This is a genomic window from Roseicyclus sp. (assembly GCF_965662675.1).
Taxonomy (GTDB): domain Bacteria; phylum Pseudomonadota; class Alphaproteobacteria; order Rhodobacterales; family Rhodobacteraceae; genus Roseicyclus.
The window spans coordinates 15,803-27,388 of the sequence record NZ_CBFIIK010000023.1 but is presented as its reverse complement, the minus strand read 5'-3'; the positions used below and the strand labels follow the sequence as shown (position 1 = coordinate 27,388).

Sequence of the window (11,586 nt, the reverse complement as noted above, 5' to 3'; positions counted from 1 at the left end):
GCTCCATATAGGCGATGAACACCAGATCCGGCCGGTCGAGGTGATAGCGGATATGATGGCGCACGAAGCTTTCAAGTTGTGCATCGGGGGCAGCATCGGGGGGCTGCCAATCGGCCAGCAGATCTTCCAGGTGATCGCGCATCAATTCAAACAAAAGCGCCTGCTTGTCGGGGGTGTAGAGGTAGAGCGCACCTGCCTGAACGCCGATCTCGGCCGCGATTTGGCGCATCGAGACCGCGGCATAGCCATGCCGGGCGAAGAGACGGAGGGCCGCTTCGCGCAGGCGGGGGCCGGTGATCCCGGCGTGGCTTCCTTGGGTGCGTGCCATGAGCATAGATTATCTGAACGAGCGTTCAATTCAACCATGCTGGACAGCGGGCATCTTGGCGGGATAGCTGGGCATATGGTGAGCCCTTCGCTTCGATATCTGCGCATGTGCGCTTTCGCCGGTCTGACGGGACTGGCGAGTTGTGGCGCATCGCAAGACGCGACCGAATATCCGCGGCTTTTGCCGCTTGGACAGATCACCGCGCAGGCCGAGGCGCTGTCGGCACGCGATGCGGCGGCGGCAGGCCAAGACCTGACCCGGCGGGCCGCAGATCTGCGCGCGCGCGCGGCCGCATTGCGCGACTTACCGCTTTAGGCGGGCTTGCGTTGCAGACGGAGGACGAAGCGTCTAACAGTCTGGCCCAACGACATACCGCCCGGAGGATCGCACGATGTCTGACCCTATTCGCCTTGGCATAGCCGGGCTTGGCACCGTTGGTGTGGGCGTGGTCAAGATCGTCCAGCGACAGGCAGCCCTGCTTTCGGCGCGCTGTGGTCGACCGATCGAGATCGTCGCGGTTTCGGCGCGCAGCAAGGACAAGGATCGGGGCGTGAACCTGTCGCGCTATGCGTGGGAGGATGATCCCGTGGCGCTGGCCCGCAGGCCCGATATCGATGTCTTCGTGGAATTGATGGGCGGCGCCGAAGGGCCCGCCAAGCAAGCGACCGAGGCGGCCATCGCCGCGGGCAAGGATGTCGTCACGGCAAACAAGGCCATGCTTGCGATCCATGGCCAAGCGCTGGCCGAAACCGCCGAAGCCGCGGGGCGCGTCTTGCGCTTCGAGGCGGCGGTGGCGGGCGGCATTCCCGTGATCAAGGCGCTGACCGAGGGGCTGGCAGGCAATGCCATCAGCCGCGTGATGGGGGTGATGAACGGCACCTGCAATTACATCCTGACCCGGATGGACAGCGCGGGCCTCAGCTATGACGAGGCTTTCGCCGAGGCCGATGGCTTGGGCTATCTTGAGGCCGATCCCGAACTTGATGTCGGCGGGATCGACGCGGCGCACAAGCTGACGCTGCTGGCCGCGATCGCCTTTGGCGCGCAAGTGAATTTCGACGCCATCGCGCTGGAGGGCATCGGGTCGATCACCATCGAAGATATCCGCCGCGCCGGCGATATGGGCTACAAGATCAAGCTCTTGGGCGTGGCTCAGCGCACCGGGCGCGGGCTGGAGGCGCGGATGTCGCCTTGCCTTGTGCCGGCCACATCGCCCTTGGGCCAGCTCGAGGGCGGCACCAATATGGTGGTGATCGAGGGTGACAGCGTGGGACAGATCGTGTTGCGCGGCGCGGGTGCCGGCGAAGGGCCGACCGCCTCGGCGGTGATGTCCGATATCTGCGATATCGCGCGCGCCATCCGCTTGCCGACCTTCGGCCAGCCTGCCGTGACGCTTGATCCGGCGCAGCCTGCCACGGCGCTCAGCCCCTCGCGCTATTACCTGCGGATGGAGCTGGCAGACAAACCCGGCGCACTGGCCAAGGTGGCGACGGTTCTGGGCGAGTCCGGCATCTCGATCGACCGGATGCGGCAATATGATCACCCGGGCGAGAATGCGCCGGTTTTGATCGTGACCCACAAGAGCGCAAGGGCCGATCTGGAGACCGCGATGGCCGCCCTGCCCGGCACCAAGGTGGTGATGGGAACCCCCGTCGCCCTGCGGATCGAAGAGGTCTGATCGCCGTTAGCGCCCCCATGCTGGACGCGCGCGCCGACGCCCGCTAGACCAAGCCAACCCACCCCAGCCCAGCCCGAGGCCACACCCATGTCGCAAGCCACCGATTTCAACGACCGCATGTTGTCCTTGGGCCTTGCCCGGGTGTCGGAGGCGGCAGCGCTTGCCTCGGCCCGGCTGATCGGTCGGGGCGATGAGAAAGCCGCCGATCAGGCCGCCGTCAACGCGATGCGCGACCAGCTCAACAAGCTCGACATCAAGGGGGTGGTCGTGATCGGCGAGGGGGAGCGCGACGAGGCGCCGATGCTCTACATCGGAGAGGAAGTGGGCAGCGGCCAAGGCCCCGAGGTGGATATCGCGCTTGATCCGCTGGAAGGCACGACGCTGACCGCCAAGGATATGCCCAATGCGCTGACCGTGATCGCGATGGGGCCGCGCGGCTCGATGCTGCATGCGCCCGATGTATATATGGAAAAGCTGGCCATCGGGCCGGGCTTTCGCGCCGGTGTGGTCACGCTCGACATGTCGCCCGCCGAACGGGTCAGCGCGCTGGCCGCGGCCAAGGGCTGTTCGACGACCGACATCACCGTTTGCGTGCTGGAACGCCCCCGCCATCAGGCGATGATCGACGAGCTGCGCAGCACGGGTTGCGCGATCCGGCTGATCACCGATGGCGATGTGGCGGGTGTCATCCATTGCGCCGAGCCTGAGGTCACGGGCATCGACATGTACATGGGTCAAGGCGGCGCGCCCGAGGGGGTTCTGGCCGCTGCTGCGCTCAAATGCATGGGCGGGCAGATCTATGGCAAGCTGCTGTTCCGCAACGACGACGAAAAGGCGCGCGCCGCCAAGGCGGGCATCACCAATCTCGACCGCGTTTATACGCGTGACGACATGGTGACAAAGGATGTGATCTTTGCCGCGACCGGCGTGACAGATGGCTCGATCCTTGCGGGTATCAAGCGCGAGCCGGGGTTCTTGACCGCCGAGACGATTCTCATGCGATCAAAGACAGGATCTGTGCGGCGGATGACCTATCGCAACCCTGTGAAATGAGCCGCGCATTGGATGGATTGCGGGCTTAAAGCCTGTTAATCCAACAGCCATGACAGGTTTCTTGGATGTAGAGCAGTCGCTGACCGGGCGGCGCTGGGTTGGGCCCGAGGCCGAGACTGTGCGGCTGGCCGAGGCCTTGATGCAACGCGCCGATCTGCAACCGGCCTTGGCCCATATTCTCGCGCGCCGCGGTGTCGCCCCCGAGGGGGCTGCGGGTTTTCTTGCGCCTGCGCTGCGTGATCTTTTGCCCGACCCAATGGGCTTGCGCGATATGGGGCGGGCGGTGGAGCGGGTGCTGATTGCGCTCGACCGCCGCGAAAAGATCGCGATCTTCGCCGATTACGATGTCGATGGCGGGGCTTCGGCGGCGCTGTTGATCGATTGGCTGCGCGCCTTGGGCCATGCCGCCACGCTTTATATCCCCGACCGCATCGACGAGGGCTATGGCCCCAATGACGCCGCGATGGCGATGTTGGCGCAAGATCACGGGCTGATCATTTGTGTCGATTGCGGGACGCTGTCACATGGGCCGATCGCGGCGGCCAAGGGTGCGGATGTGATCGTGATCGATCACCATCTGGCGGCCGCCGATCTGCCCGATTGCGTCGCGGTGGTAAACCCCAACAGGCAGGATGAGGATGGCAGCTTGGGCCATCTTTGCGCGGCGGGTGTGGTATTTCTGACGCTGGTCGCGCTCAATGCACGGCTGCGCGAAAGCGACAAACAGCCCCCCGATCTGATTTCAGCCCTCGATCTGGTGGCGCTGGCGACCGTGGCCGATGTCGCACCCTTGATCGGGGTCAATCGTGCCTTCGTTCGACAAGGGCTGAAGGTCATGGCGCGTCGCGCCCGTCCTGGGCTGGTGGCGCTTGCCGATGTCGCACGCCTCGACCGGCCGCCAAGCAGTTACCATCTGGGCTATGTGCTGGGGCCGCGTGTCAATGCAGGTGGGCGGATCGGCGCGGCCGATTTGGGTGCGCGGCTACTGGCCACGACTGACCCGGCTGAAGCGATGGCAATGGCCCAGCGTCTCGACACGCTCAACACCGACCGCCGCGAGATCGAGGGGCAGGTGCGCGACGCCGCCTTGGCACAAGCCGAGGCGCGCGGGCTTGAAGCGCCGCTGGTTTGGGCCGCAGATGAGGGCTGGCATCCCGGCGTGGTGGGAATTGTCGCGGCACGGCTGAAAGAGGCCACAAACCGCCCCGCCGTCGTGATCGGCTTCGAAGGTGACGCAGGCAAGGGATCGGGCCGCTCAGTCAGCGGGGTCGATCTGGGCGCATCCATCCAACGGCTTGCCGCTGAAGGGTTGATCGAGAAAGGTGGCGGTCACCGCATGGCCGCAGGGCTCAGCCTGTCGCGGGCGCAGTTGGAACCGGCCATGGCGCGGCTGTCTGCGCTGCTCGACAAGCAAGGATCGGGCGCGCGCGGTATCGCCGATCTGCGCCTTGACGGGGTGTTGATGCCGGCGGCCTGCAGCGTCGCGCTGATCGAACAGCTCGAAGATGCCGGGCCATTCGGGGCTGCCGCCCCTGCCCCGCGTTTTGCGCTGCCGGGGCTGCGCATCCGCTACACCAAGCCGGTCGGCCAAGGCCATTTGAAGCTGACGCTATCGGATGGGGCCACCACGATCGACGCGATCTGCTTTGATGCGGCGGCCAATGGGCTGGAGGCGGCTTTGTCAGATCACGCCGGCCGCGCGCTGCATGTGGCGGGCCGGATCGAGGTCAATCACTGGAACGGCCGGCAAAGCGTGCAACTACGCCTCGAGGATGCGGCTTGGGCCGAATGAGCGCGCCGCGAACTTTCGCAAGTGCCGACGAAAAATCCGCTTGAACCCCGCCGCGCCTTTTCCTAGAAGCGCGACACGCCACCAGTGGCCCGTTCGTCTATCGGTTAGGACGCCAGGTTTTCAACCTGGAAAGAGGGGTTCGATTCCCCTACGGGCTGCCACTTCATTCCGACATCGCGATCCGATCCGCCGCGTTTGCGGTGTGTGTCATCGGCAGCGCGTCGATAGATGCCGGACTGCGACTGCAATCTCAAAAAAACCCGCATCCAAGGCGCGATGGCAAGGTGCTGAATTCGCGTGTGTTTTTCCGCGCATTGCGCGCGAGGGGGCGCCGGGCGCGACGGGTTTGGTCAAATTGCGCGGGTTTTATACGCAAACGCGCTATACCCTTTCTTCGAACACAGGGGCGGCGCGCTCAAGCCAAGCGCGTCGTGAAGGGAGGATTTGGGATGCTTGCACGGATCTTGGTGCCCGTCGGCGGCGACGCCATGGGTAAATCTGCCTTGGCGCATGCCGCCGCACTGGCGCATCGTCACAAGGCGCATATCGTGGTCGCGCATTGCCGCGCACGCCCCGAAGACATGGTGCCGCACGGTATCCCGCTTCCCAGTTTCGCCCGCGATACGATCTTGTCCCAAGCCGCCCAGCTGGCCGATCAAGAGGAAAACGCCCTGCGCGACGCGCTGCACGCCATGGCGGGCACACTCGACCTTGCAGAAACCGACCAACCCGATGGCAGCAGCGCCAGTGTGCAATTCGTCGAGGAGTTCGGCCGCACACCCGATATCGTCAAGCATAACGGGCGCTTGGCCGATCTGGTGGTGGTGGAAAAGCCGCAGCGCGATCGCAATCTGGGCACCAGCGCGCTCAAGGCGGCGCTTTTTCAGACCGGGCGCCCGGTCTTGATGTGTCCCCCGGGCCTGACCAGTGCGGCTGATTTCGGGGCCAAGGTGACGGTCGGCTGGAACGGATCGCTCGAAGCGGCGCGTGCGGTGGCCTTGACCCTCGATCTTGCCACAAGGGCCGATCAGGTCACGATCCTTGCCGTCGGTCGTGGCGAGGCGCATGGCGCCTCGGCCGAAGAGCTGCATGACTATTATCGGCTGCGCGGTATCGCAGCCGATATCGTCCATTTCGAAAGCCGCAATCCGGGGATGGCGTTGCTCGAGAAAACCGAAGAATTGGGCGCCGGGCTGTTGATCATGGGGGCCTACGGCCAAAGCCATGAGCGCGAGACCCTCTTTGGCGGGAATACGCAGTCCGTTGTCGACAAAGCAAAATTACCGATCGTGATGGCGCATTGAAATTTAGTTTCATAACGAAATAAAATAATACTTGAAGTGCGCTTGACGTAATTTAGTTACCCCTCCATCGACGCGACGCGTGGCCATCAGGTCAGCGTCGCAATTCCGAACAAGGAGGATGTTTGATGTCGATTACGAAGCGTGCACTTCTGCAGCTGTCCTGTGCCGGACTTCTTGCAACAACACCGATGGCGGCATTGGCTCAAGAGTGGGAGCCGCGCCGCCCAATCGATTTCGTCATCATGGCGGGCCCCGGCGGCGGCGCGGACCAGATTGCGCGGTTCATTCAATCGGTCGCCGAACAATATGACATGACCTCGCGGCCCTTGGTTCCCAACAACAAGGGTGGCGGCTCAGGTGCCGAGGCGCTGATCCATGTCAGCAACGCGTCCGACCCCGATCACACGCTGCTGGTGACGCTGAACTCGTTCTTCACCACACCGCTGCGTCAGGCCAATCTGGGCATCGACATCCAGACCTTCACGCCTGTGGCGATGATGGGCGTGGACCCCTTCGTGCTGTGGATGCATGTCGATTCCGGCATTACCGATTTCGAAGGTTTCCTGACGCAGGCCCGCGCGATGAACGGCGAGTTCGTCATGGGTGGCACCGGCTCGGGTCAGGAAGACTCGATCGTCATCGCCTTCATGTCGGGGGCATATGGCCTCGATATCAAGTATATTCCATATGATGGCGGCGGCGCGGTCGCGCGCGATCTTGCCGGTCAACAGATCATGGCGACCGTCAACAACCCCGCCGAGGCAAAAGGTTTCTATGAGGCGGGTGATTTCGTGCCGCTTCTGGCCTTCTCGGACGAGCGCCTGCCGGCCTATCCCGATGTGCCGACCATCCGCGAGCTGGGGCATGAGTTCTCATACTACAACCAGCGGGCCGTTGTCGGCGCGCCGGGCATGTCGGATGGGGCGGCTGCATACTATCGCGACCTTTTCACCAAGGTCTATGAGAGCGAAGAGTGGCAGGGCTATCTGCAGTCGGAAAGCCTGGCGCCGCTGTGGATGGATGCCGATGGGCAGCGTGGCTATTGGGATACCCAAGTCGAAAGCCACCGCGATCTGCTGTCACGGCTCGACGGCTGAGGAAGCGGGCAACCGCGCCCTTAACGACGAGAAAATACCATGCGCTACGGCGAAATACTGACAGCCGGGGTGTTGGCGCTCTTTTCCATCTATCTGATGGTCAAGAGCGCCGAATTGCCCATCGGTTTCATTCGCGGCCAAGGGCCGGGCGGTGGTGCCTGGCCCTTCTGGCTCTCTGGCATCATGCTGATCTGCTGCGGCATGATCGCGCTGAACTGGTGGCGGGGCACAAGCCCGCCCGCGCAATCCGACGAGCCCTTTCTCGACGGGCATGGCTGGCGCACCATCGGTTTGGTGGGCGGCGGCCTGATCGGGTTCATCGGGCTGATCGAGATCATCTCGATGTACGGTGCGATTGCTGTTTTCCTGTTTTATTACCTTTGGTTTCTTGGTCGCCATTCACTGACCCTCAGCCTGATCCTGTCGCTGAGTACGCCATTGCTCTTCTTCTTTTTCTTCGAAGGCATGATGCGGATCACCATGCCCACGGGCATGTCGTTCACCGACCCGGTGTTCGATTTCCTTTATGACATCATCTACTAGGCGCATCGCATCATGGAAATTCTAGGCCTTCTCGGGGATGGCATGCTGATTGCGCTGCAGCCCCTGAACCTGCTCTTGATCATCGCCGGCGTGACGGTCGGCCTGTTCATCGGCGCGATGCCCGGCCTTGGGTCGGTCAATGGGGTGGCGATCTTGTTGCCTATCACCTTTCTGGTCCCACCCAGCGGCGCGATCATCTTTCTGGCCGCGATCTATTATGGTGCGATGTATGGCGGCGCGATCTCGTCGGTGACGCTGGGTATTCCCGGCGCGTCAACGGCGGTGGCCACGACATTTGACGGACGCCCCTTGGCGATGAAGGGGCGCGCCAGCCTTGCGCTGGTGACAGCCGCGATTGCCTCGTTCATCGGGGGGTCGGTGGCCAATATCATTTTCACCGGCTTCGCACCCGTTCTGGCCAGCGTGGCGCTGTCCTTTGGCCCACCAGAGATTTTCGCCCTGATGCTCTTGGCTTTCGCCACCTTCGTGGGGTTGGGCGGCGAGGATATTCCCAAAACCGTTCTTTCGATCTGTCTGGGCCTCGTGCTGGGCGCGATCGGCTTCGACCAGATTTCCGGCGCGCCGCGCTTGGTCTTGTTCGACATCAACGCCTTCTTGCAGGGGATCGGCTTTTTGGTTTTGGCCATCGGGGTCTACGGCATCGGCGAGATGCTGTGGACCATCGAGCAGACACGGGGCGAGGTCGAGAACAACACGCCCAAGATGACTGCGCGCGGCATGGTCTCGGATGCGCGCGAAGCCATGCGCGAGGGCTGGAAAGGGACGGCCATCGGCTCGTTTTTGGGGTTCTTCGTCGGCATCCTTCCTGCTGCCGGGGCGACACCCGCCTCGCTCATGTCTTATGGCGTGGCGAAAATGACCTCGCGCAAGCCCGAGGAATTCGGGCGCGGCAGTGTCGATGGCGTCGCCGCCCCCGAGGCGGCCAACAACTCGGCCTCGACCGGGTCGATGCTGCCGATGTTGACGCTGGGGATACCCGGCTCACCCACCACAGCGATCTTGCTCGGCGGCATGGTGATCTGGGGGCTGGTGCCGGGACCGCGGCTTTTCGTGGACGAATCCGAGTTCGTCTGGGGCCTGATCGGGTCGTTCTATATCTCGAACATGGCGGCTTTGATCATCAATCTCGCCTTCATCCCGGTTTTCATCTGGATGCTGCGGATGCCCTTTACCATTCTGGCGCCGATGATTTTCGTGCTGTCGATCGTGGGCGGCTATGCCGCGACACGCGACATGTTCGATATCTGGTTGATCTTGATCTTCGGCTTCGGCGCGCTTGTGCTGCGCAGGTTGGATTACCCTTTGGCACCCGCCGTTTTGGCGATCGTGCTGGGCCCCATCGCCGAGCCGACATTGCGCCAATCGCTGTTGCTGTCCTCGGGCGATCCGATGATCTTTTTCAACCGTCCGGTGGCCGGGCCGATCACCATCATCGCGATCATCTTGATCTTGCTGCCCGCGCTCAAGCTGTTGCGGCGCAAAAAGCAACCGGCACCAGCCGGCCAATAATGGTGGGGGCCGGGCAACCGGCCACCACCCACCTCATCAGGCCGCGCTCAACCCAAGGATCGCACGCGCCTGTGCGGCGGTGGCGACGGGGCGCTCATGGCGATCGCACAAATCGACCACCCGGCGCACCAAGGCCGCGTTGGAGGGGGCCAGCGTATCGCGGTCGATGCGGATGTTGTCCTCAAGCCCGGTGCGGCAATGACCACCAGCGGCCACACACCATTCATTGACTTCGATCTGGTGCCGCCCGATGCCCGCCGCACACCATTGCGCATCGGGTGCAAGCCGCCCCAAGGTCTCGACGAAAAAGTCGAAACTGCGCTTGTCGGCAGGCATGGCGTTTTTCACGCCCATTACGAATTGCACGTAGAGCGGCCCCTTGAGGCGGCCATCGCCCTGCATCTTTGCGGCCTGAAAAATATGACTTAAATCAAAAGCTTCTATCTCTGGCTTAACCCGATACTTCAACATTTCCGAGGCCAGCCAATCCACCAGATCGGGGCTGTTTTCATAGACGCGCGTGGGAAAATTATTGCTGCCCACGGTGAGCGAGGCCATGTCGGGCGCAAGCGACAGCATGCCCCCCCGCTCACGCCCCGCGCCCGAGCGCCCGCCCGTCGAAAACTGCAAGATCATCCCCGGGCAATGCTTTTCCAGCGCTTCTTTCAACCGCGCGAAACGCTCCGGGTCCGAGGTCGGCGTCTGATCCTCCATCCGCACATGCGCATGCACGATCGCAGCCCCCGCCTCATAGGCTTCATGGGTGCTTTCGACCTGCTCCGAGATCGTGGTGGGCACCGCAGGATTATCTTCCTTGCGCGGCACCGAGCCGGTGATCGCGACACAGATGATGCAGGGGTTCGTCATGCTCGTCTCTCCCTCAAACCTATACGAAAGCTGTCGCGTGAACGCGGCACAAGGTCAAGATCGCAGGGGGCGGTTCAGGTAAATCGGCGTACCAAAGCGGCGACATCAACCCGCGCGCCAAGCCGCGTCGCCAAAAGGTAAAGCCCGCCGATCTTGCGCTGCAAAAACAGGGTTTCGGCGGGCGGAAGGTGCCACAACTCACGCTCGCCACCGATATCCATCCCGCGCGCGCGCAGGCGATCGGCGAAATCATTGCCGCGGAAATCAAACGGCTCGGGCCCGCGCAGCACCGCAAAACCCATTTCCGCCATATCGAGGATCGCGGCGTGATGACGCGCGTTCAGATCGGGCTTGATGAACCCGATCCGTGTCAAGGCGGCAAGAACTTCGGGTTGATCACCGGCTAGCCCAGCGCGCAAGAGATCACGATAAGCAACTGATACTTCATGCGAAATTTCACGCGTCGCGCCGAAATCGAGCAACACGATCTTCCCGGTCTCAGGGTTCCAACGGTAATTGGCGAAATTCGGATCGGTCTGCATGACGCGAAAGGTGAACAACTCGTTCAAACACAGCTCGATCAGCGCGCTGACAGCCGCATCGCGGATCGCGGGCGGCGCATCGGCCAAACGCTCGATCGGCTCCGCGGGCGCAAAGCTCATCGCAAGCGCGGTGGGTCGGCTGCGTTCCGCGTCACGGCAGGGGATCGCGAACCGCGGATCATCCCCTAAAAGCGCGCCGAAACGGTCAAGTGCCGCCCCCTCGCGATCATAGTCGGCTTCCTCGTGCAATTGGCGGCGCGCCTCGGCCAAGAGCGGGGCGATGTCCAATTCACGCGGCCATAACCCCGACCAGCGGATCAGCGCCGCGGCATTGTCCAGATCGCTGTCGATGGCATCGCGCACGCCGGGATATTGCAGTTTCACGGCCAAGGCCCGCCCATCCGGTGTCAGCGCGCGATGCACCTGCCCGATCGAGGCGGCGGCCAAGGGCCTTGTATCGAAGCTGCGGAAAAGGGTTCTGAAATCAGTGCCGTAGCTGTCTGAAAGCACCTGTTTCAACTGCGCAGGCGGCATGACATGCGCGCTTGCGCGCAGCCGGGACAAAATACCCTCCAACTCGGGCGACAAGAAGCCACCCGCCTCCATCGACAAGAGCTGGCCCAGCTTCATCGCCGCACCGCGCATTTCCGAAAGCCGCCCGGTCAGGCGCGAGATATTGGCGGGCGTCATCACCAGATCTTGCAGGCGTGGCCGCTGCCCCTTGAGGAGCGCCTGCGCACCCGAGAGGGCGATACCGCCCATCAGCCCGGTGGCAAGCCCACCCATATGCTGCGCGCGAGCAAATCGGCCCGATGGCACGGCACGCATCGGAAGATCGGGGTGGTCTGTCAT

11 protein-coding genes and 1 tRNA gene are annotated in these 11,586 nt (G+C 63.1%); 9 read left to right on the top strand and 3 right to left on the bottom strand.

Going from position 1 to position 11,586, the window contains the following annotated elements; genetic code table 11:
- A partial coding sequence (locus ACTG4J_RS06120; protein ID WP_439137967.1) for a TetR/AcrR family transcriptional regulator occupies positions 1–328 on the bottom strand: 328 nt, incomplete at its 3' end.
- Positions 329–433: 105 nt separating this feature from the next.
- Between ACTG4J_RS06120 and ACTG4J_RS06115 the strand changes: the two genes are divergently transcribed.
- The 9 genes from ACTG4J_RS06115 to ACTG4J_RS06075 all read left to right on the top strand — a co-directional run bounded on the left by ACTG4J_RS06115 (position 434) and on the right by ACTG4J_RS06075 (position 9,325).
- The gene (locus tag ACTG4J_RS06115) at positions 434–643 is read left to right on the top strand and encodes a hypothetical protein (protein WP_439137966.1); all 210 of its coding nucleotides are present in this window, start codon (positions 434–436) and stop codon (positions 641–643) included.
- Positions 644–719: 76 nt separating this feature from the next.
- Complete coding sequence (locus ACTG4J_RS06110; protein ID WP_439137964.1) at positions 720–2,006, top strand: homoserine dehydrogenase; 1,287 nt, start codon at positions 720–722, stop codon at positions 2,004–2,006.
- A gap of 87 nt (positions 2,007–2,093) precedes the next feature.
- Positions 2,094–3,059: a class II fructose-bisphosphatase gene (glpX, locus tag ACTG4J_RS06105; protein ID WP_439137962.1), complete on the top strand. Its 966-nt coding sequence runs from the start codon at positions 2,094–2,096 to the stop codon at positions 3,057–3,059.
- 49 nt (positions 3,060–3,108) lie between these two features.
- A complete protein-coding gene (gene recJ / locus ACTG4J_RS06100; RefSeq protein WP_439137960.1) occupies positions 3,109–4,851 on the top strand; it encodes a single-stranded-DNA-specific exonuclease RecJ in 1,743 nt (580 codons plus the stop codon).
- Between the two features lie 86 nt (positions 4,852–4,937).
- Positions 4,938–5,012 (top strand) — tRNA-Glu (locus ACTG4J_RS06095).
- 288 nt (positions 5,013–5,300) lie between these two features.
- A complete protein-coding gene (locus ACTG4J_RS06090) occupies positions 5,301–6,155 on the top strand; it encodes a universal stress protein (RefSeq protein WP_439137958.1) in 855 nt (284 codons plus the stop codon).
- A 125-nt stretch (positions 6,156–6,280) separates the two neighbouring features.
- A complete protein-coding gene (locus tag ACTG4J_RS06085) occupies positions 6,281–7,252 on the top strand; it encodes a Bug family tripartite tricarboxylate transporter substrate binding protein (protein WP_439137956.1) in 972 nt (323 codons plus the stop codon).
- A gap of 39 nt (positions 7,253–7,291) precedes the next feature.
- Positions 7,292–7,795 (top strand): tripartite tricarboxylate transporter TctB family protein, encoded by a 504-nt coding sequence (locus ACTG4J_RS06080; RefSeq protein WP_439137954.1) that lies wholly within the window; start codon positions 7,292–7,294, stop codon positions 7,793–7,795.
- A gap of 12 nt (positions 7,796–7,807) precedes the next feature.
- A complete protein-coding gene (locus ACTG4J_RS06075; protein ID WP_439137953.1) occupies positions 7,808–9,325 on the top strand; it encodes a tripartite tricarboxylate transporter permease in 1,518 nt (505 codons plus the stop codon).
- Positions 9,326–9,361: 36 nt separating this feature from the next.
- Here the strand turns inward: ACTG4J_RS06075 and ACTG4J_RS06070 are convergent, their stop codons facing one another.
- Together ACTG4J_RS06070 and ACTG4J_RS06065 are read right to left on the bottom strand one after the other, a co-directional pair.
- The gene (locus ACTG4J_RS06070; protein WP_439137951.1) at positions 9,362–10,192 is read right to left on the bottom strand and encodes a 3-keto-5-aminohexanoate cleavage protein; all 831 of its coding nucleotides are present in this window, start codon (positions 10,190–10,192) and stop codon (positions 9,362–9,364) included.
- Positions 10,193–10,266: 74 nt separating this feature from the next.
- Entirely contained in the window at positions 10,267–11,586 is a 1,320-nt protein-coding gene (locus ACTG4J_RS06065) for an ABC1 kinase family protein (protein WP_439137949.1), read from the bottom strand.